This is a genomic window from Nocardia sp. MDA0666, assembly GCF_003023875.1.
In the GTDB taxonomy this organism is placed as follows: Bacteria; Actinomycetota; Actinomycetes; order Mycobacteriales; family Mycobacteriaceae; genus Nocardia; species Nocardia aobensis.
The window spans coordinates 107,671-128,895 of sequence record NZ_PYHT01000007.1; the positions used below are offsets into that span (position 1 = coordinate 107,671).

The 21,225-nt window shown below is 68.3% G+C and carries 17 protein-coding genes; 8 read left to right on the top strand and 9 right to left on the bottom strand.

Annotated features, from left to right (window positions below; genetic code table 11):
- Positions 1-45: 45 nt before the first annotated feature.
- From C8258_RS13315 to sucC, 4 genes are all read right to left on the bottom strand, one after another.
- Positions 46-1,752: a DUF6350 family protein gene (locus C8258_RS13315; protein ID WP_106955458.1), complete on the bottom strand. Its 1,707-nt coding sequence runs from the start codon at positions 1,750-1,752 to the stop codon at positions 46-48.
- A 154-nt stretch (positions 1,753-1,906) separates the two neighbouring features.
- Positions 1,907-3,019: a DUF5336 domain-containing protein gene (locus C8258_RS13320; RefSeq protein WP_106955459.1), complete on the bottom strand. Its 1,113-nt coding sequence runs from the start codon at positions 3,017-3,019 to the stop codon at positions 1,907-1,909.
- A gap of 417 nt (positions 3,020-3,436) precedes the next feature.
- Positions 3,437-4,351 carry a succinate--CoA ligase subunit alpha gene (gene sucD / locus C8258_RS13325; protein ID WP_039780846.1) on the bottom strand — a complete coding sequence of 305 codons (915 nt, stop codon included), beginning with the start codon at positions 4,349-4,351 and terminating at the stop codon, positions 3,437-3,439.
- Positions 4,352-4,364: 13 nt separating this feature from the next.
- Positions 4,365-5,531 (bottom strand): ADP-forming succinate--CoA ligase subunit beta, encoded by a 1,167-nt coding sequence (gene sucC / locus C8258_RS13330; protein WP_036505484.1) that lies wholly within the window; start codon positions 5,529-5,531, stop codon positions 4,365-4,367.
- A gap of 786 nt (positions 5,532-6,317) precedes the next feature.
- Here sucC and C8258_RS13340 point away from each other — a divergent pair.
- On the top strand, positions 6,318-7,472 hold the full coding sequence (locus C8258_RS13340; RefSeq protein ID WP_233225065.1) for a M23 family metallopeptidase: 1,155 nt from the start codon (positions 6,318-6,320) through the stop codon (positions 7,470-7,472).
- Between the two features lie 91 nt (positions 7,473-7,563).
- Positions 7,564-8,079 carry a GNAT family N-acetyltransferase gene (locus C8258_RS13345; RefSeq protein WP_106955460.1) on the top strand — a complete coding sequence of 172 codons (516 nt, stop codon included), beginning with the start codon at positions 7,564-7,566 and terminating at the stop codon, positions 8,077-8,079.
- Between the two features lie 24 nt (positions 8,080-8,103).
- On the opposite strand, the gene pcrA is transcribed toward C8258_RS13345, so the two are convergent.
- The gene (gene pcrA, locus C8258_RS13350) at positions 8,104-10,653 is read right to left on the bottom strand and encodes a DNA helicase PcrA (RefSeq protein WP_106955461.1); all 2,550 of its coding nucleotides are present in this window, start codon (positions 10,651-10,653) and stop codon (positions 8,104-8,106) included.
- 303 nt (positions 10,654-10,956) lie between these two features.
- Between pcrA and C8258_RS13355 the strand changes: the two genes are divergently transcribed.
- Positions 10,957-11,265, top strand: coding sequence for a chorismate mutase (locus C8258_RS13355; protein WP_062964859.1), 309 nt, complete (start codon positions 10,957-10,959; stop codon positions 11,263-11,265).
- Positions 11,266-11,401: 136 nt separating this feature from the next.
- Here C8258_RS13355 and C8258_RS13360 read toward each other — a convergent pair whose 3' ends face one another.
- Positions 11,402-12,853, bottom strand: a complete 1,452-nt coding sequence (locus C8258_RS13360) for an NAD-dependent succinate-semialdehyde dehydrogenase (RefSeq protein WP_106955462.1) — start codon at positions 12,851-12,853, stop codon at positions 11,402-11,404.
- A 217-nt stretch (positions 12,854-13,070) separates the two neighbouring features.
- On the opposite strand from C8258_RS13360, the gene pgi reads away from it, so the two are divergent.
- The 3 genes from pgi (at position 13,071) to C8258_RS13375 (ending at position 16,120) form a co-directional block, all read left to right on the top strand.
- Entirely contained in the window at positions 13,071-14,723 is a 1,653-nt protein-coding gene (gene pgi / locus C8258_RS13365; protein ID WP_106955463.1) for a glucose-6-phosphate isomerase, read from the top strand.
- A 106-nt stretch (positions 14,724-14,829) separates the two neighbouring features.
- Positions 14,830-15,255, top strand: a complete 426-nt coding sequence (locus C8258_RS13370; RefSeq protein WP_106955464.1) for a hypothetical protein — start codon at positions 14,830-14,832, stop codon at positions 15,253-15,255.
- Between the two features lie 94 nt (positions 15,256-15,349).
- Positions 15,350-16,120: a metalloregulator ArsR/SmtB family transcription factor gene (locus tag C8258_RS13375; protein ID WP_199195697.1), complete on the top strand. Its 771-nt coding sequence runs from the start codon at positions 15,350-15,352 to the stop codon at positions 16,118-16,120.
- A gap of 21 nt (positions 16,121-16,141) precedes the next feature.
- Here C8258_RS13375 and C8258_RS13380 read toward each other — a convergent pair whose 3' ends face one another.
- Both C8258_RS13380 and C8258_RS13385 read right to left on the bottom strand, forming a co-directional pair.
- Positions 16,142-17,761 (bottom strand): acyl-CoA dehydrogenase family protein, encoded by a 1,620-nt coding sequence (locus C8258_RS13380; RefSeq protein ID WP_106955466.1) that lies wholly within the window; start codon positions 17,759-17,761, stop codon positions 16,142-16,144.
- 10 nt (positions 17,762-17,771) lie between these two features.
- A complete protein-coding gene (locus C8258_RS13385) occupies positions 17,772-18,368 on the bottom strand; it encodes a TetR/AcrR family transcriptional regulator (protein ID WP_039780858.1) in 597 nt (198 codons plus the stop codon).
- A 53-nt stretch (positions 18,369-18,421) separates the two neighbouring features.
- Here C8258_RS13385 and C8258_RS13390 point away from each other — a divergent pair, with 53 nt between their 5' ends.
- Together C8258_RS13390 and C8258_RS13395 are read left to right on the top strand one after the other, a co-directional pair.
- On the top strand, positions 18,422-19,195 hold the full coding sequence (locus C8258_RS13390; RefSeq protein ID WP_106955467.1) for a crotonase/enoyl-CoA hydratase family protein: 774 nt from the start codon (positions 18,422-18,424) through the stop codon (positions 19,193-19,195).
- A 6-nt stretch (positions 19,196-19,201) separates the two neighbouring features.
- Positions 19,202-20,428 (top strand): hypothetical protein, encoded by a 1,227-nt coding sequence (locus tag C8258_RS13395; RefSeq protein ID WP_106955468.1) that lies wholly within the window; start codon positions 19,202-19,204, stop codon positions 20,426-20,428.
- 80 nt (positions 20,429-20,508) lie between these two features.
- On the opposite strand, the gene C8258_RS13400 is transcribed toward C8258_RS13395, so the two are convergent.
- The gene (locus tag C8258_RS13400; RefSeq protein ID WP_106955469.1) at positions 20,509-21,198 is read right to left on the bottom strand and encodes a pyridoxamine 5'-phosphate oxidase family protein; all 690 of its coding nucleotides are present in this window, start codon (positions 21,196-21,198) and stop codon (positions 20,509-20,511) included.
- Positions 21,199-21,225 lie beyond the last annotated feature (27 nt).

Consider the following 21,225-nt stretch of genomic DNA (forward strand, 5'->3'; position numbering starts at 1 on the left):
GGGGCTGCCGGAGGGCGGCGAACCCGAGGTCCGCCGGGTTAGAGCCTAACGACCGCCCCTGCCGGGGCTCTCCGGCAGGTCACCCTCTACCACTTCGGCGTCGACGATGTCGGAGTTTCCGGCGTCGAATTCGGCGTCCGGATCGGCGTGTGCGGGCACGAGGTCGTCGTCGAGCAGTTCGCCGTCGACCTCCACGACCTCGGTGGAGCCGGTGCGGCGGTAGGCCGGCCGTGGATAGTCGTCCTCGACGGCGACCTCGTCCTCGAATTCGTATTCGACGTAGCGCGGGTCGTCGTACAGCTGGTCGATATAGGCCGGTTCGGCGCGATCGTCGTAGTAGTCGTCGCGATCGGCGGCGGGGTCGGGGTCGTAGCCGTGATCCCGGTACTCGTCCCGGTCGTCATCGTCGTACTCGTCGTGCGAGTAGTCGGTGGGAAGGTACCGGCCGCGCCGCCCGCCGAGATCCACCTCCACCACAGCGGGCGGAATTCCGAGAAACCTTCGCCCACACAGCAATCCGAGGTATCCGGCGACGGTCAGCCAGGCGAAGGTGAGCCCCGCGGTGACCAGCACGCCCGGTCCGATCTCCCCGAACGATCCGACCGTGCCGCCGGCGAACAGGCCCAGCAGCAACAGTGCGAGCGCGGCGAGCGCCGCCGAGAACACCGTCGCCCACGGGCTGCGCACCTCGTCGGCGGACTCGCGCGCGCAGTCCAGGCCGCCCCGCACGCCGACAGCCGCCGGCACCAGCAGCAACACCGGCCACCAGCCCGCCGCAGGTCCGCTCGGCACCGCCGCGAGCACCGGCAGCGCGGGCACCGGCGCGCCGGCGACCGAGAAGACGCTCAGCGCCCCGCCGCCGATGTGCACCTCCGCGCCGATCAGCACGCTGGTCGCCGCGATCACGACATTCGGCAGATAGGCCAGCGACAGCACGGTCAAACCGACGAAACCCGCGATATTGCCCGCGGCCGCGTAGGTGTCACCGATCACCGACCAGTGCAGCACGAACGACACCAGCGTGAGGATCGCCCCGCCGAGCAGCAGGCGCCACAGCGCCCGCACCGCCGCCCGCGCCCCGGCGAAAACCCAGTCCGGCAGCGAGGAGGCGATCCGATCGCGCAGCGCATTGGGCCGGGTGGCGATCCCGGTGACCGCCGCGAGCAGGTGCAAACCCCCCACCCAGCAGAAGGCGGTGAGCGTATCGGGCGACTGCAGCGGCACCGCTGTCGCGGCATCCTCGGCCACCGCCAGGCAGACGGCGGTGACCAGCAGCGGGCCCGCGAGCGCGGCGCCGACGATCCAGCCCAGATCGGCCCGTGAGGAGCGCGGCGAGACGGCATGCGCGCAGTCGCGCATGGTCAGCCACAACACGCCCGCGGTCGGCAGCAGCGGCAGCAGCCCGAGCGAAGTCTTGCCGACCACGACCGGCACCTGATGCACGGCCAGCCAGCCGGCCGCGATCGCGCCGGACGCGCCGGTCATACCGCTGCCCGCGGCCAACAGCGTGATCAGCACGAGCGCCACGATGGCGACCACGGTGAAACTCGACGCCCGAGCGGCGATGACGAGCAGCACCTTGGCCCGCTCGGGACTCAGGGAGAGGAATACCGGATCCTCGGGTCCGCCGGCGCCCGGGCCGCGGTGGCCGCTGCGCTGCCGGGACGCATCCGCGTTCGGACGAGCCTGCGCCGGTCTCGTGCCGGCCCGCTGTTCGCGAAGGTCGGCCCATCGGACCAGTGCGGACTTCATAGAACTACCTCGCGGGATCCTGGTTGACTCGTCCGGTTGACTCGCCGAAGCACGACACGACCACCGACATGACAGGGTCTCAGCTGGAAACGGATCGGCGAGTCAGGCGCGCCGTGAAAAGCGCCTGACTCGCCGATCGTCGCGTCGAGCGGATCTACTTCTGGTCGTCCTCGGGACGGAAGGCCTTGGTGGCGTCGGCGGCCGGGTTACCGGTCTGCTCGCCACCGAACGGCTGCGCGCCGGGCTGGCCGGGCTGCCCCTGCTGGCCCTGCTGACCGAAGTTCAGCGAACCGTACTGCTGACCGGACTGGCCGGGCTGCTGGCCCGCGGCGCCGAAGTGCTGGGTCGCGGCCTCGTCACCACCGGTCTGCGGGCGCTGACCGTAGGGCGACTGCGCACCCTGCGCGCCGTAACCCTGCTGCGCCTGCTGACCCTGCTGGCCGTAGGGCTGCTGCCCGTACGCGGAGGGCTGCTGACCGTACTGGCCCTGGCCGTACTGCTGACCGTACTGGCCGTAGGCGGCCTGCTGCTGTCCCTGCTGCTGGGCCTGACCCTGCGCCTGGCCGTACTGCTGGCCGTACTGGCCGTAGGCGGCCTGCTGACCGGCCTGGGCCTGACCGTAGGACTGCTGCTGACCCGGCTGGCTCTGGCCGTAGGAGGACTGCCCGTAGGCGCTCGCACCGCCGGCACCCGGGGCGGCGGCCGCCGCGGGCTTCGGCTCGGGCGCGGAGAGGATTCCGCTCTCGAACAGCAGCGCGACCACGGCCGCGGCGAGCTGCACCAGCGCCAGGAAGACCAGGACCCAGGCAGTGCCCGCGGTCTTGTACAGCGTCGGCGTCACGAACGCCTGGAACAGGACACCGAGGAAGCCGGCCGCCGAAGCCGCCGCGACCACCGCGTTCCTGGCCTCCTGCTTGGGCAGCAGCGCGATACCGGCCACCAGACCCGCGAACAGCAGGAGCAGCAGCGGCGCCGTGCCGCCTTCCTGGAACAGGCTCATGCCCTTGTCGGGCTCCTTGGAGCTGTTCATCGCGCCCTCGTCGAAGGTCGAGAAATCGAGGAAGCCCAGGAAGAAGTTGATCACGCCCAGCGCGGCGATTCCAACGGTCAGGTAGAAAGTCAGCCCCTTGGCGCTCAACGCCGAAAGCCCCGAACCGCCGCCGGTACTACCTGTCGGCTGCTGGCCGAAGCTGGGCGCGGACGAGGGTGTGGGCGAGGGCGTCTGATTGGGCGCGTTGTACCCGGATCCCCCGGTCGGGTAGGACATGTGGTCGTCTCCTATCGAGTCCTTCATCGGCTTTCAGGCTGAATGCCCTTGACGCTACTGCACTCGAGCGCACCGGTCACGGCCACGACGCCACTGGCGGCAAGCTCGAGAATTCACTATGAACCGCATACCCGGATCGTTCGTGTTGTCACCGAAGACGATCGGAGGTATCGGATGGACGTTTCGGAAATGTTCTGCACGGTGGTGCGGGCGCTGGGCCTGTGCCACCTGTTCCCGGCACCCTGAACGACGGTTGTCCCCTGCCCGCGACAACCGCTGCCGACCCTGCCCACAGCAGCGAGCTGCTCCTGCCCAGCAGCACGTCGTTCACCTTGCCGAGTGAAAAACGAAGGCCGCCTTGCCGTTACGACAAGGCGGCCTTCGCGCTGTGTCCCGCTGCCGCGAGGCAGCGAACGATCAAGCGGTGATCGAAGCCTTCTCCAGGATCTCGCGCGCCAGGGCCGCGGTCTCGGACGGGGTCTTGCCGACCTTCACGCCCGCGGCCTCGAGGGCCTCCTTCTTCGCGGCGGCGGTGCCCGAGGAGCCGGAGACGATGGCGCCGGCGTGGCCCATGGTCTTGCCCTCCGGCGCGGTGAAGCCCGCGACGTAGCCGACGACCGGCTTGGTGACGTTGGCCTTGATGTAGGCGGCCGCCCGCTCCTCGGCGTCGCCGCCGATCTCGCCGATCATGACGATGAGCTTGGTCTCCGGGTCCTTCTCGAACGCCTCGATGGCGTCGATGTGGGTGGTGCCGATGACCGGGTCGCCACCGATGCCGATGGAGGTCGAGAAGCCGAAGTCACGCAGCTCGTACATCATCTGGTAGGTCAGGGTGCCCGACTTCGACACCAGGCCGATCGGGCCCTTGCCGGTGATGTTGGCCGGGGTGATGCCCACCAGCGACTCACCCGGGGTGATGATGCCGGGGCAGTTGGGGCCGATGATCCGGGTCTTGTTGCCCTTCTCCACGTTGTAGGCCCACGCGTAGGCGGTGTCCTGCACCGGGATGCCCTCGGTGATGACCACGAGCAGCGGGATCTCCGCGTCGATGGCCTCGATGATGGCGTCCTTGGCGAACTTCGGCGGCACGAAGGCGATCGACACGTCGGCGCCGGTCTCCTTGATGGCCTCGGCGACGGTGCCGAAAACCGGCAGCTCGACGTCCGAGCCGTCCTTGGCGGTGTGCGAGACGGTGGTGCCGGCCTTGCGGGCGTTGACGCCACCGACGACCTGGGTGCCCGCCTTCAGCATCAGCGCGGTGTGCTTGGTGCCCTCACCGCCGGTGATGCCCTGGACGATGACCTTGGAGTCCTTGTTCAGGAAGATAGACATGTTCTTCTTGTCCTTACTTGGCCGCAGCCAGTTCGGCGGCCTTGTCGGCGCCTTCGTCCATGGTCTGGGCGAGGGTGACCAGCGGGTGGTTGGCATCGACGAGGATCTGGCGACCCTCCTCGACCTTGTTGCCGTCGAGGCGGACGACCAGCGGCTTGTTCGCCTCCGACCCCAGGATCTCCAGGGCCTTGACGATGCCGTTGGCCACCGCGTCACACGCGGTGATGCCGCCGAACACGTTCACGAACACGCTCTTGACCTGCGCGTCGTTGAGGATCACGTCGAGACCGTTGGCCATCACCTCGGCCGAGGCGCCACCACCGATGTCGAGGAAGTTGGCCGGCTTCACGCCGTTGTGCTTCTCACCCGCGTAGGCGACGACGTCCAGGGTCGACATGACCAGGCCGGCGCCGTTGCCGATGATGCCGACCTCACCGTCGAGCTTGACGTAGTTGAGGTCGTTCTCCTTGGCCTTGAGCTCCAGCGGATCGGTGGCGTCACGATCGGCGAACTCGGCGTGGTCGGGGTGGCGGAAGTCGGCGTTCTCGTCCAGGGTGACCTTGCCGTCCAGGGCCAGGATCTCGTTCTCCGGCGTGCGGACCAGCGGGTTCACCTCGACCAGCGTCGCGTCTTCGGCGACGAAGACCTCCCACAGCTTCTGAATGGTCACCGCGGCGGCGTCCAGCACGTCGGCGGGCAGGTGGCCCTGCTCGGCGATCGAACGCGCGAAGGCCAGGTCCACACCCTTGACGGCGTCGACCGGCACCTTGGCCAGGCGGTCGGGCTTGGTGGCGGCGACCTCTTCGATCTCCATACCGCCCTCGACCGAGCACATGGCCAGGTAGGTGCGGTTGGCGCGATCGAGCAGGAAGGAGATGTAGTACTCCTCCGCGATGTCCTTGGCCTCGGCGACCAGGATCTTCTTGGTGACGTGGCCCTTGATGTCCAGGCCCAGGATGTTGTTCGCGTGGGTGAAGGCGTCGTCCGGGGTGGCGGCGTACTTCACGCCACCGGCCTTACCGCGGCCACCGACCTTGACCTGCGACTTGATCATCACAGGCTTGCCGATTTCGGTCGCGATGGCACGGGCGTCCTCGGCCGAGTCCGTGACGCGGCCCTCCGACGAAGGCACTCCGTGCTTCACGAAGAGTTCCTTCGCCTGATATTCGAAGAGATCCATGTACTCACCGTCTCGTCTGCGTTGTTGTGACAACGACTTTGTTGGCGGCCCGTCGTCGGAAGCGGGTCGAGTCGGACTCTAATCAGTTCGATGTCGCCGAAATCAGCCGCATACAGCCTAAGTGGCGCAGGTCACGAGCGGGCATCCGCCTGTGCAAAACCGCTGGCCAAGGCTACTGGCGAGTAGCTTGCCGACACGCCGCCAGGTAGGGCGGACGATGATCCGAATTGCCACATTGGCTACTACGTAGTGTAGTTGCCTGTTCTCACTCGCGTGCCCAGTGGAACGTGAGATATTCCGCGCTCCAGACGTGATCAATGTCACAAGTACCCCCTTATCGACCGGAGCGCTTGCCCACCTGCAATCGTTTCGTTACCGTCGATGCGGTCGATGTCACAGCCAGATCACAGGCGTGACGGGAATACTCGTCACTCGGTCATCAGGGCCAGCTGGTAGAACACATCGACAGACCCACCCGGATGAGGCCGCGTACACCGCACCGATCAGGAGGACGGCAGGCTTGTTGCAGCACAGTGCTCCGCAGGTAGCAAGCCGTTCTACCGGCGCACCGCGTCCCGCGTCTTCCGGATCCCCCGCGTTACCCGGTCTCGGAGTCCGCCGATGAGCCACGGTCGCCTACAACCTGGGCATCGGCCACAGTCCGCCCGCCGTTACCGCGGCGACGGAGAATCCCTCGACCAACATCCGTACTTCGGTGGTAACCAATCTTTCGGCGGTTACACCGGTTCCCGTTCCGAAGAGCCCGCGGCTCCGCCCGTGCGCAGTATGCCGGGACGTGCCGACAGCTGGATGTCCGCCGGTGCCGGTGCGGCGGGCGCGACCGTCGTCGGCCTCACCGCGACCACCGGGAGTTCCACCGAGAACGCCTGGGGGGCAACCGGTTCGGAGGATTCCGGACAGTGGCAGCCCTGGGGAGCCCAGGCGCAGCCCGACGGTGACTGGACCGCCGATCCGCAGTGGCCACGAACCGACGAATGGGCCGCCGCCGACCCCGGTTTCGACGACGGCCGCGGTGTGCACTACCCCGAGGGCCCCGCCGACTACGACGCCGCCCACTACGACGCCGCCGACGAATACGACGAACCCGCCGGCAACGAACCGTTCAACCTGGCCCGGCTGCGCAGCTCCTGGAAGCGTGACAGCGCCGACGCCGATGAGGCCGACGCCGACGCGGAAGGCCCCCGGCGCTTCAGCGGTGCGCACCGCGTGCCGACCCCGCCCGCCGCGCTCAAGGGCCGCGCCGCCGTGGTGGCGGTCGCCGCCGGCGCGGTGGTCGCCGCCGGACAGGCCGGAATGGAGTCCGGCAGTCAGCACCACACTGCGACCGCCGACTACGACGCCGCCGGTCAGGTCCACGAAATCGCGGCCCAGGCGGTCAGCACCCAGGCGGGTAATCCGCAGTCGCCGCAGGTTCTCAATGTCGCGCCCGTCGCGGATCTCAGTCAGTTCCAGGACATCCTGCAGCACGGTCAGGAATTCGCCGCCGGACTCGCGGCCCAGGAATCGGCGAAACTGCGCCCCCTGTTCTCCAAATTCGCCAATGGCACCTTCACCTCGGGCTTCGGTAGCCGCTGGGGTGTGCAGCACCTGGGTGTCGACATCGCGGCCCCGATCGGCACCCCGATCTACGCGGTCGAGGACGGCGACGTGATCAGCGCCGGCCCGGCCTCCGGTTTCGGCATGTGGGTCCGCCTGCGGCACGCCGACGGCACCATCACGGTCTACGGCCACGTCGACACCGCCACCGTCTCGGAAGGCCAGCACGTACTGGCCGGCGACCAGATCGCCACCGTCGGCAACCGTGGCTTCTCCACCGGTCCGCACTGCCATTTCGAGGTGTGGCTCAACGGCCAGGACAAGATCGACCCCCTCCCCTGGCTCGCCTCCCGCGGCATCTCCCTCGGCCCCGAGCGCGACTGACGCGTTCCGCCGGGTGTCACCCGCTCTGCGGCCGGGCGGCTGCATGAGAAAGCCGTTGCCGGTCGATGGGCGCAGCGGTCAATCTTGCGTCATGATCGAAATTCGTGTGGTCGGCGCGGACGACTGGCGGTTGTGGCGGCGAGCTCGACTAGCGGCGCTGGCCGGGGCGCCGGAGGCATTCCGGACTCGGCTGGCGGACTGGCAGGGCGACGGAGACCGGGAAGACCGCTGGCGTACGCGGTTGAGTATTCCCGGGGCGCACGATCTGCTGGCGTTTCGTCACGGCGAACCGGTGGGAATCGCGAGTGGGGTGCCGGAGCCCGATCATGGCGCGGCCCGGGTGATCTCGATATGGGTCGACCGGTCCGCGCGCGGCCTGGGGGTGGGTGATCTGCTGCTCAGTCGTGTCGAGCACTGGGCTGCCGAGAACCGATACACCACCCTCCGGCTCGGTGTCTTCGCCGACAACGAGCATGCCATCGCGCTCTACCGCCGCAACGGATTCGAGTTCGAGGCGGACCGTCAGCCCGCCGAACAGCTCGCCGTTCTCGATGCGGGCAACCGGGTGGAACGGATCATGGTGAAAGGCGTCCCGGCGGGCCGTTGAGCGCGAGTCCGCCGGGACGGCCCCTCAGAGCTTGACCAGGGTCCGGCTGTACTGCGGGATCAGGCGGATCTTGCCGGCGGTGCCGAAATCGATGGTGACCGTGGCGAGGGCGCCGAAGCCTTCGGCGGCGACCACGCGGCCGAGACCGTACTTGTCGTCGCTGACGCGGTCACCCACGGCGAGCACCAAGCCGGAGTTGTTGTGCTTGGCGGCGGGCCGGGCGGGGCTGCGATCGCGCAGGCCGGGGCGCTGCTGGGACCAGCCGTCACCGCGGGTCCAGTCGCGTTCCAGGCCGTCGTCCTCGCCGCGGCGGCGGAAACCACGTCCGCCCGACGGCGGAGTCGGTTCCAGCCGTTGCCAATCCATCAGATGCCCCGGAATCTCCTGCAGGAAGCGAGACTCCGGATTCGACACCGCCTGTCCCCAGCCGGAGCGCACCACCGCGCGGCTCAGGTACAGCCGTTTCCGGGCGCGGGTGATGCCGACGTAGGCCAGGCGGCGTTCCTCGGCCAGTTCGGCCGGATCGCCCAGCGCGCGCATGTGCGGGAACTGGCCGTCCTCCCAGCCGGTCACGAACACCACCGGGAACTCCAGGCCCTTCGCGGTGTGCAGGGTCATCAGGGTGACTACGCCGGAACCCTCGTCCGGGATCTGATCGGTGTCGGCCACCAGCGAGACCCGTTCCAGGAACGCCGCCAGGGAACCAGGGTCCGGCTCGCCGTCGGCCGCCTCGGGCAGCAGGCCCTCCTCGCGGGCGGCCTCCACATTGTTACGCGCCTCGGAACTGAATTCCCTTGCTACGCTTACCAATTCGTTCAGGTTGTCCAGCCGGGCGCCGTCCTGCGGATCGTCGGAGGCCTCCAGCTCGCCGCGGTAGCCGGTCTTGTCCAGGACCGCCTCGACGACATTGCCCACATCGGGGAATTCGCTGTCCGCGGTGACGCCGGCGGCGCGGATCTCGTCGAGCAGATCGAGGAAGCCGGCGATCGCACGCTGGGCGCGGGTGTTCAACAGCGCCACCTTGCCGTCAGCGGCGTCGCGCAGCGCGGCCGCGAAGCCGATGTCGCGCTGCTCGGCGTGCACCGCCACACACGCCTCGGCGCGGTCACCGATCCCCCGACGCGGAGTGTTGAGAATGCGGCGCAGGCTCACCGCGTCGTCGGGATTCTCCAGCACGCGCAGGTAGGCGACCACATCGCGGACCTCCTTGCGCTCGTAGAACCGGACGCCGCCGACCACCTTGTAGGGCAGACCCATGCGGATGAAGATCTCTTCCAGCGCCCGCGAGTTGTTGTTGGTGCGATAGAACACCGCGACATCGCCGTAGTTGTAGTCGCCCTGTTCGACCAGCCGGTCGATCTCGCGCGCGACGAACGACGCCTCGTCGTGTTCGTTGTCGGCGACATAGCCGACGATCAGATCGCCCTCACCGGAATCGGTCCACAACTTCTTGTCGCGCCGATTCTCGTTGCGGGAGATGAGCGCGTTGGCAGCCGAGAGGATGTGCTGGGTGGAGCGGTAGTTCTGTTCCAGCAGAATCGTTTCCGCGTCCGGGAAATCGCGCTCGAATTCCTCGATATTGCGGATGGTCGCTCCGCGGAACGCGTAGATGGACTGGTCTGCGTCACCGACCACACACAGCTCGCTGGGCGGCACCGCATCGCCGCGGCGTGCCGGGGTGAATTCCGGATCGGCCGCCTCGGCCCCCGCGTCGGCGTCGGCGAGCTCGTCGGCCGCCGGTCGCACATGATGGCCGACCAGTTCGCGCACCAGCACGTACTGGGCGTGGTTGGTGTCCTGGTATTCGTCGACCAGCACATGCCGGAAGCGACGGCGGTAGTACTCGGCGACCTGCGGGTGGCTCTGCAGGAGCGCGACCGTCTCGCCGATCAGATCGTCGAAGTCGAAGGCGTTGGCCGCGCGCAGCCGCCGCTGATATTCGGTGTAGACCCGGGCGACGATGCCGGGCAGTTCCGTCTCGTCGGATTCCGCGTCCGCCGTGGCCGTTTCGGGGTCGATCAGCTCGTTCTTGAGATTGGAGATGGCAGTCGCGAGCAGTCGCGGCGAATACTTCTTCGGATCCAGATTCTGGTCGCGAATGATCATCGCCAGCAGGCGGCGCGAATCGTCGGCGTCGTAGATGGAGAAGTTGGAGTTCAACGCGCCGGGCAGCAGATTCGCCTGCATCCGCAGGATGCGCACACAGGAGGAGTGGAAGGTCGACACCCACATGGCGGCGGCGCGCGGACCCACCAGGTCCGTCACGCGCTCGCGCATCTCCGCCGCGGCCTTGTTGGTGAACGTGATGGCCAGGATCTGCCCGGGCGTGACGCCGCGTTCGGCCAGCAGATAGGCGATGCGCCGGGTGAGTACGGCGGTCTTCCCGGAGCCGGCGCCGGCCACGATCAGCAAGGGTGAACCCGCGTGCACAACCGCCGCCCGCTGCTGCGGATTCAGGCCCTCGAGCAGGCGCTGCGCCTGCTGATCGACCGGCGCGGACCTGTCCGCACCTCGCGTTGCCGCCGTACCCACCGTTGCCGTCCCCGCCGCTGTTCCCGCCACCGTCGTCTCCATCGTCCATCCACGCTACCGGCGGCCACCGACATGCTGTAGTCCGGCGCGATCTCAGCGCATTCTCACCGACGAGAACTTTGCCTCACTTGCCCCACGTGGCAGACTGGCCACATGACCAGCGCGCTCACGACCTCTGCTGTTCAGGCGTACGAAGGTATTCGTGGTCGCCGATTTCGCACGTGAGCGCATACTCGACGGGGGACAATTCAAGGCCGAACAGGTCTGTTTCACGGTGGAGGAATCACATCGGTAACGGGGCAGGGCCGCACGCCGATCGAAGTTCTGACACGAGGAGAAGAAAGTATGAGCACCTCTACTGAGCCGATTGATCAGCCCGCGACCGGTTCCGATGTGACGTTGCCGAGTAGTGAGGCGGAGATCGAGAAGCTCCGCAAGGAGATCGATCGCCTCGACGCCGAGATTCTCGCGGCCATCAAGCGGCGCACCGAGGTCTCGCGCATCATCGGCCGCACCCGCATGGCCAACGGTGGCCCGCGCCTGGTGCACTCCCGCGAGATGAAGGTGCTGGAACGCTTCAGCGAACTGGGTCAGGAAGGTCACACGCTGGCCATGCTGCTGCTCCGCCTCGGCCGCGGCCGACTCGGCCACTGAGTTACCGCCGACTCGGCCACTGAGCTACACAACCCACCGAGACCACGCGGCGATCGTCTCGACGAACTCCGCGACCCCAGGCCGCCCCGGGTGCCGATCCCCCGGGGCGGTCGTTTCGTATCCGGGGACTGCCGGGTCAGGGCAGGGCGATGTACTTCGTCGACAGATACTCCTCGATCCCCTCGAAGCCGCCCTCGCGGCCGAATCCGGAGGCCTTGACCCCGCCGAACGGCGCCGCCGGATCGGAGATGACGCCGCGGTTGATACCGACCATGCCGCTCTCCAGCCCCTCCGCGATACGCAGCGCACGATCCAGATCGCGGGTGTAAACGTAAGCGACCAAACCGAATTCGGTGTCGTTGGCGGCGGCGAGGCCCTGCTCCTCGGTATCGAATCCGACGATCGGCGCGACCGGTCCGAACACCTCTTCGCTGAGGATCCGGGCCTGCTCGGGCACCTCGCACAGCACGGTCGCCGGATAGTAGTACCCGGTCCCGCCGGGCGCCTTCCCGCCGATGCGCACCTCGGCGCCGCGTTCCACCGCGTCCTCGACCAGTTCGCTGACGGTATCGAGCTGGTCCTGGTTGATCAGCGGGCCGAGGGTGGTCGACGGGTCGTCACCGGGGCCGAGTTTCACCTCCTGCATGGCGGCGACCAGTTTGTCGGTGAACTCGGCGCGCACCGAGTTGTGCACGTGGAACCGGTTGGCGGCGGTGCACGCCTCACCTCCGTTGCGCAGCTTCGCCAGCATCGCGCCCTGCACCGCGGCGTCGATGTCGGCGTCGTCGAAGACCACGAACGGGGCGTTGCCACCCAATTCCATCGAGGTGCGCAGCAGGCCGTTCGCGGACTTCTCCACCAGTTTCTTGCCGACGCCGGTCGAGCCGGTGAAGGTGAGTTTGCGCAGCCGCGGATCGTTGATCAGCGGTTCGGTCACCGCACCGGAGTGACTGGAGGTGATGACCGACAGCACCCCGTCCGGCAGCCCGGCCTCACTGCACAGCTTCGCCAGCAGCAGCATGGTCAGCGGTGTGGCCGAGGCGGGCTTGACGATCATCGTGCAGCCCGCGGCCAGGGCCGGGCCGATCTTGCGGGTGCCCATCGCGAGCGGGAAATTCCAGGGCGTGATGGCCAGGCACGGCCCGACCGGCTGTTTGTGGACGACGATGCGGCCCGTCCCGGTGGGCGCGGTCTGGTAGCGGCCGTGCACCCGGACCGCTTCCTCGCTGAACCAGCGGAAGAATTCGGCGCCGTAGCGCACCTCGTTGCGGCTCTCGGGCAGCGCCTTACCCATTTCCAGGGTCATCAGCAGGGCGAAGTCCTCGGTGCGCTCGACGATCCGCTCGTAGACCGCGCGCAGGATCTCGCCGCGTTCGCGGGCCGGGGTGGTGGCCCAGCTGTCCTGTGCGGACACGGCCGCGTCGAGGGCGCGCACGGCGTCCTCGGGCGTGGCGTCGGCGACGTGTGCGAGAGGCTCTCCGGTCGCCGGATTCTCGACCGCGAAGGTGGCGCCGCCGGTGGCATCCACCGGCCCGCCGATCCAGAGTTGAGTGGGGACGGATTCGAGTAACTCGGTTTGCGACACCATGTGCTCAGGGTAGGCCGCGGTGGACGCGAGCGCGGGCAACTACCAGGTGGGCTGTGACTACCTGCGCGTAGCGGAACTGGTCTGTAATCTCGCCGATCGGCGGGGCCAGCGACATCGCTACCTGCGCGTAGCAAATCGGGTCTGTAATCTCGCCGATCGGCGGGGCCAGCGACATCGCTACCTGCGCGTAGCAAATCGGGTCTGTAATCTCGCGGGGGTGAGCAGCGACATCACCGCGACGGCGGCCTGGCGGAAACTGCACGATCACTATTCGGCCGTGGCCGACCGGCATCTGCGCGAGTTCTTCGCCGAGGATCCGGAGCGGGGACGCGAGCTGACCGTCGAGGTCGGCGATCTGCATATCGACTACAGCAAGCACCGCATCACCCGTGAAACCCTGGATCTGCTGCTCGATCTGGCGGAGACGGCGGGGGTGGCGCGGCGCCGGGACGCGATGTTCGCGGGCGAGCACATCAACACCTCCGAGGACCGCGCGGTGGGCCATGTCGCCCTGCGTCTGCCGGCCGGCGCCTCGATGACGATCGACGGCGCCGACGCGGGTGCGCAGGTACACGAAGTGCTGCGCCGGATGGGCGAATTCACCGATGCGGTGCGCTCGGGACAGTGGCGCGGCGCGAGCGGTGAACGCATCACCACGGTGGTGAACATCGGCATCGGCGGCTCGGATCTGGGACCCGCCATGCTGTATCAAGCCTTGCGGCACTACGCGGATGCCGGTATTTCGGCGCGATTCGTCTCCAATATCGACCCGGCGGATCTGATCGCGAAGCTCGACGGCCTCGATCCGGCGCACACCCTGTTCGTCGTTGCCTCCAAGACGTTTTCGACACTGGAGACGCTCACCAATGCCACCGCGGCGCGGCGCTGGCTGGTGGCGGCGCTCGGCGAGGACGCGGTCGCCAAACATTTCGTGGCGGTGTCCACCCATGCGCAACGGGTGGCCGACTTCGGCATCGACACCACGAACATGTTCGAGTTCTGGGATTGGGTCGGCGGCCGCTACTCGGTGGATTCCGCGATCGGGCTGTCGATGATGGCGGTGATCGGCAAGGAACGTTTCGCCGAATTCCTGGCCGGAATGCACAGTGTCGACGAACATTTCGTCTCCGCGCCGCCGGAGCGCAATGCGCCGATCCTGCTCGGCCTGCTCGGGGTCTGGTACTCGAATTTCTTCGGCGCCCAGTCGCGCGCGGTGCTGCCGTACTCCAACGATCTGGCGCGCTTCCCGGCCTATCTGCAGCAGCTGACCATGGAGTCGAACGGTAAATCGGTGCGCCTGGACGGCAGTCCGGTGACGACCTCGACCGGCGAGATCTTCTGGGGCGAACCCGGAACGAACGGACAGCACGCCTTCTACCAGCTGCTGCATCAGGGCACCCGGCTGGTGCCGGCCGATTTCATCGGATTCGCCCGTCCCACCGACGATCTCGCGACGCGCGACGGCTCCGGCAGCATGCACGACATCCTGATGAGCAATCTGTTCGCGCAGACGAAGGTGCTGGCCTTCGGTCGCACCGCGGCGGAGATCGAGGCCGAGGACGGCGGCACTCCGGATTTCGATCCGGCGCTCGTGCCGCACCGCGTGATGCCCGGTAACCGGCCTTCCACCGCGATCCTGGCCCCGCAGCTCACCCCGTCGGTGGTCGGACAGTTGATCGCGCTCTACGAGCATCAGGTCTTCGTCGAGGGCACCATCTGGGGCATCGACAGTTTCGACCAGTGGGGCGTGGAGCTGGGCAAACAGCAGGCGCTCGCGCTGGAGCCGCTGCTCACCTCCGCCGAAGACCCGGCACCGCAATCGGATTCGTCGACCGATGCGCTGATCCGGTGGTATCGCGGCCACCGCTGACCCCGCCACCACGGAAAATACCTCGCCCGGATGCGTAATTGATCTCATGCCGGGAATGTGAGCACGGCGCTGCCACGGGCCGGCGCGCCGTTGTACCGTCCGGAATATGACCTCGGTTGCACAACATCTGCTGTGGTTCCTGCCGATGCTGTGGCTCGGCATGGTGCTGGCCATCTCCTTTCTGGAGGCGCCGCTGAAGTTCCGCGCGCCGGGCGTGACGCTCGCCCTCGGGCTGGGGATCGGCCGGATGGTGTTCAAGGCGCTGAACATCACCGAGGCCGTACTGGCGGTGCTGCTGCTGATCTCGGCGGCCGTGGTCGGCCCGGGCGCGGCGACCTGGGGGTGGCTGATCGGCGCGGTGGTCGTGCTGGCGATCCAGGTGGTGGCGGTGCGGCCGCCGCTGACCCGGCGTTCGAACCGGGTCCTGGCCGGTGCGGACGGACCGCGCTCGACGGCGCACTACTGGTACATCGGACTGGAGCTGCTCAAGGTGGTGGGCCTGATCGGTCTGGCCCTCGCCGCCGCCCCGTGAGGTCCCCAACCACGGAGCGCACCACCCGTACCCGTTGACTTAGGCAGGTAAATACCTGCATAATTTTCCCGTGCAACCCGAACCGGATATGGACGTGGTCTTCAAGGCATTGGCCGACCCGACTCGGCGACTGCTACTGGACCGGCTTCGTGAGCAGAACGGGCAGACCCTGCGCGAACTGTGCGAACGGGTGGAGATGGCGCGCCAGTCACTGACGCAGCACCTCGACATCCTGGTCCGAGCCGGGCTGGTCACCGTGCTGCGACGCGGGCGGGAGCGGGTGCACTACATCAATCCGGCACCAATCCACGACATCGAACAACGATGGATCTCCGTCTTCGACAGGCCGCGACTGGATGCGATCCGGGCCATCAGAAACCAGGCTGAGGAGTACGCCATGAGCACGACCGTGCCCACCTACGTCTACGTCACCTACATTCACGCCAGTGCCGAACAGGTCTGGAAGGCACTGACCGACGCCGATCTCACCGCCCGCTACTGGGGACATGCGAATGTGTCCGACTGGCAACCGGGTTCGAGCTGGGAACACCGCCGCGTCGACGGCTCGGGCGCGGTCGACGTCGTCGGCGAGGTGATCGAGTCGGATCCGCCGCACCGCCTCGTGGTGACCTTCGAGGACATGCCGGATGCCGACCGGTCGCCGTCGCTGGTCACCTTTCTCGTCGAACCGCACCGCGATATCGTCCGGCTCACCGTCACCCACGAGAATCTGCCGAATCAGGAGATGCTGCAAGGCATTTCGAGCGGCTGGCCGGCAGTGCTGGCCAACCTCAAATCCCTCCTCGAGACCGGCGACGTACTGCCGCAGGCCCCGTGGGAGATGTCGAGCGAACCGGTCGGCTGAGCCGGATCGGACGACGTTCGATCAGACGAAGGCGCGCTGCAGGATCGCCTCGGTATCCACCCCCACCGGGAGGGTGCCGAAGGCGATCCCCCAGTCACCACCGAATCGGCTGGCGCAGAACGCATCCGCGACCGCTGCGTGACCATGCCGCACCAACTGTGCGCCCTGCAGCACCAACGCCATCAGTTCGACCACGCGCCGGGCGCGGAATTCGATATCGCTGAGGTCGGTGAGCTCCTTGCCGATCCGGTCGATCGCGTCGTCGAGGTGGTGGTTGGCGCCGCGGGCCAGCGACACCTCGTTGAAGTAGGCCTCGACCGTCTCCGGCTGACGGCCCATGGCGCGCAGGGCGTCCAGCGCCGCCACATTGCCCGAGCCCTCCCAGATCGACATCAGCGGCGCCTCCCGGTACAGCCGCGGCATACCCGACTCCTCGACGTAGCCGTTGCCGCCGAAGCATTCCAGCGCCTCGGCGGCGTGCGCCGGGGCCCGCTTGCAGACCCAGTATTTGGTGACCGCCAACGCGATTCGGCGCAGTGCCGCCTCGGCGGGGTCGGTCGCGGCGCGGTCGGTGGCACCGGCCAGCCGCATCATCACCGTCGTCGCGGCGTCGGATTCGATCACCAGATCGGCCAGCACATTGCGCATGGCGGCCTGGTCGATCAGCTTGGCGCCGAACGCTTCCCGATGGCGCGCGTGGTGCGCGGCGTAGACCACACCGGTGCGCATGCCGGTCGCCGAACCGATCACACAGTCGAGCCGGGTCATGTTCACCATCTCGATGATGGTCTTCACACCCGCCCCCTCGGCGCCGACCAGCCAGCCGGTCGCGTTCTCGTACTCGATCTCCGAGGACGCGTTGGACTTGTTGCCCAGCTTGTCCTTCAGGCGCTGCAGCCGCAGCGCGTTGCGGGTGCCGTCGGGCAGCACTCGCGGCAGCAGGAAGCAGGACAGGCCACCCGGCGCCTGAGCCAGCGTCAGGAACATATCCGACATCGGCGCGGAGGTGAACCACTTGTGCCCGACGACGCGGTAGGTACCGTCGGATTGCCGTGTGGCCGTGGTGGTATTGGCCCGGACATCGGAGCCGCCCTGCTTCTCCGTCATCGACATCCCGGCGATCAGACCGGCCTTCGACGAGGGTTCGCGCAGGCCGAAATCATAGGTGCGCGAACCGAGTAGCGGCTCGAAGCGGGCGGCCAGTTCGGGGTTGTGGCGCAATGCCGGAACCGCGGCGTAGGTCATCGAGATGGGGCACATATGTCCGGCGTCGGCGATGCCCCACGTGTAGAACTTCGCGGCGCGGGCGACGTGCGCGCCGGGCCGGTCGTCGAGCCAGGGACTGCCGTGCAGGCCGTGCCGTACCGCGACGTCCATCAGGTTGTGCCAGTAGGGGTGGAACTCCACCTCGTCCACCCGATTGCCGTAGCGATCGTGAGTGTGCAACACCGGCGGGTACTCGTTGGCCAGCCGGCCCCACTCCTGCGCCTCGAAACTACCTGCAAGCGCGCCCAATTCGCGCACCTCGGCCTCCGCCCAGCCGGCGCCTTCGCGGTGCAGGCCCTCGATCAGGGCCGGGTTGCGGGAGAAGTCGAACGGGGTGATCGGCGGGACCTGGTTGAACACTTCGTGGGTGGCCATATGAGTTCTCCTATTCGTGCGCGCCGAGGGCCCGCAGGGCGAAGGCGACGAGTTCGGGCACCACGGATTCGCTCTGCAACTGCTCGGCCAGCGGTCCGACCAGCACCTCACCGATGGCGCCGACCAGGGCGGTGGCGGTGGTGCGCGGGTCCTGCGGCGGCAGCTGCCCGGCGCCGACACCATCGGCGATCGCGGTCTCGAAGGTTTCGGCGAACGCCCGGCGGAAGCGCAGGCGTTCGGTGTCGACGCTCGCGTCCACGGGTTCGGCGAGCAGGACGTAGGCGAGTTTGGGATTCTTCAGCGCGCGCCCGGCGAAGGTCTCCACCGCGGCCGTGACCCGCTCGACCACACCGCCCTCCGCCCCGGCCTGCGCGACCGCGGCGACCTCGCGGGTGACCACGTCCCGGAACACGGCGGTGACCAGTTCGGCCTTACCGCTGAAGCTCTTGTAGACGGTTCCGGTGGCGACCCCGGCCTCCGCGGCGACGGTGGCCATCGACAGCCCGCCGAAGCCCTGCTCCGAGAGCACCTTCATGGCCGCGTGCACGATGGCGCGCGACTGGGCGTCCAGTCGGGCCTGCACGGCGGGGGTTCTGCGGTACGCCACGCAAGAAGTGAATCACATATTCATTTCTTGACGCAAGGGCCGGGGCGGGCCGTATGGTCGAATTCGTGAGCGTACGAATCGAGCGCAGCGGGCCGGTCTTCACGGTGATCCTGGATCGCCCCGAGGCACGCAATGCCGTCGACGGACCGACCGCGCAGGCGCTGGCGGCGGCGTTCCGCGAATTCGATGCCGACGACACGGCGGCGGTCGCGGTGCTCTGGGGCGCAGGCGGCACCTTCTGCGCCGGGGCGGATCTGAAATCGCTGGGCACCGAGAAGTCCAACCGGGCGGCCGAGGACGGCGACGGGCCGATGGGCCCCACCCGCATGACGCTGACCAAACCGGTGATCGCCGCGGTCTCCGGCTATGCCGTAGCCGGTGGACTGGAACTGGCGCTGTGGTGCGATCTGCGAATCGCCGAGCAGGACAGCACATTCGGCGTGTTCTGCCGCCGCTGGGGCGTCCCGCTGATCGACGGTGGCACGGTGCGACTGCCGCGCATCGTCGGCCACGGCCGGGCGATGGACATGATCCTGACCGGCCGTGCGGTCGCCGCACCCGAGGCACTGCAGATCGGACTGGTCAACCAGGTCGTGGCCCCCGGCGAATCGCGCGCCGCCGCGGAGCGGCTCGCCACCGAACTGGCCGCGCTGCCGCAGACCTGCCTGCGGTCGGATCGGATGTCGGCGCTGGAGCAGTGGGGGCTCGACGAATCGGAGGCGATGGCGCGCGAGTTCCGCTACGGCTTCACCGCCCTGGCCGACGGCGCGCTCGAGGGTGCGCAACGGTTCGCCGGTGGCGCGGGCCGGCACGGATCGTCGGCCTGAGCGGCGATGGGCCGGCTCACCGTCGTCGACGAGATCTTCCTGCGCGCCCATCGCGGTCTGGGCACTCCCAGTGCGCTGCAAGGATTGTGGCGCACCGCCGACCCCATCGACCGCCGGCTGCTGGAACAGATCCACGCCGCCCTGCGCGTCGGCCCGCTCGGCCGCCGGGTCGTCCGGCCACGGGTGCCGGGTGCGCGGCCGTACTGGCGGCGCAACGACGGCGCTCATCCGTTGCGCATCGCCGGCGGCGGCATCACCACCGCTGATCTGCTGAGCTGGGCCGGCGAACAGGGTTACGAGCTTGATCCGGAATTCGGACCGGGATGGCGGCTGTCCGCGGCGGCGCTGCGTGAGGGCGGTTCGGTGGTGGCGCTGACGTGTTCCCACGCCCTCGCCGACGGACGCGGCCTGGCACTGGCCGTCGACCACGCGCTGTCCGGCACGCCGGTCACGGATCACGCCGCCCCCCAGTCGGATTGGTCCGATGCCGCCCGGCAGTGGTCCATCGTGGTGTCCGGCACCGCACGCGCCCTGCGCCACGGAGTTCCACGGGAATCCGGTGGCGGCACGGGCCGCAGCGCCGAGACGGCGACGACCTCCGATGCGGTACTCCAATTTCCAGCGGCCGATTGGGAGCTGGCCGCGGCGGGGCGGGGTGGAACAGCCAACAGCCTGTTCCTCCATATCGTCGCGAAAATACTGTGGGACAGCGGCTTTCCCGTTCCGACCATCACCGCCGCCGTGCCCGTCGACACCCGCGACGATCGCCGCGTCAACAACGACATGGCCATGACCGAAGTGGTGGTCGAGCGCACCGACACTCCCGCCATCCTCCGTGAGAAGTGCCGTGCGGCATACGAATACCGGATGTCCGGTCCGCCGGGCATGCCCGCGGAACTACTGCAGGTGCTGCCCGCACGCGTGGCCCATCGGCTCTCCCGCGGTGCGGGCGAACGTGACATCCTGTGCTCGAATATCGGCACCCTCCCGGCCTCGCTGGCCCAGCTGGGTCCCCATCGCTGCACCGGCGTCGCCGCCCGGGCCATCCATCCCGGACTGCAACCGACCGCGCTGCCCCGCACGCGTCTCGCGGCCTATCTGTGCCGGATCGGGCACACGTACACCCTCGCACTGGTCGGCCTGGATCAGGAATACCTCCGATCCCCCGCTGCGCTGATCGATGTCGCGCGCAAGACAATCGAGCGGCTCGAGGTGCCGGTCACCGTCTGGTGAACCGGCGGCCGGACCGATGGCCGGCAGCGGTACAGACCCACGAGCCCGCGGCCGCGCTGGGGCGCAGCGTCGCCTGCATTTCAGGGCGTGGGAACGCGCGGCGCTACCGTGCGCGCCACCACGTGGTCCGGGACGGCGCACGGGCGCACCAGGTCGGGCGCCGGGACCGGCGTGCCGAAGACCTGGCGGACCGGGAGCAGGCCCGCCCAGGCGTCGCTGTTGTGGTCTGCGGGATCGTCGGAGGGATCGCCGGTGCGGGTCTTCACCGAGGCCTCGGTGAGGTCGAGGGCCAGGACCAGCGTGGCGGCCAGCTCCTTCTTGTCGGGCGTGCGCACGGTGTCCCAGGCGGCCGGGGCGGAATGTTCGACGATGGCGCGCAACGCGCGCAGCCGCTCCTCGGGATCGGTGACCTCGACCGGACGCCCGTGGATGACGGCGGAGCGGTAGTTCATCGAAAAGTGCATGGCCGCACGGGCGTACACGATCGCGTCGACCAACGTCACCGCCACCGAGATCTCGCCGGTGAGGGCGGCGCGCATATTGCCCGCACCGGTCGATCCATGCAGATACAGCGTGTCGTTCACCCGTCCGTAGATGGTCGGCAGCACGACCGGCGCGCCGTGCAGTAGCACGCCGATATGGCAGATCAGGCCGGCGTCGAGAACGTCGTCCAAGGCCGCGCGGTCGGTCGCCGCGCGGTCCCGGTAGCGAGTGACGGTACTGCGGCGGGTGGGAGAAAGTGCAGGTCTGGGTACTGATGTAGCGGTCATGGGAACAGCATCGCGCGGCGAATGGCA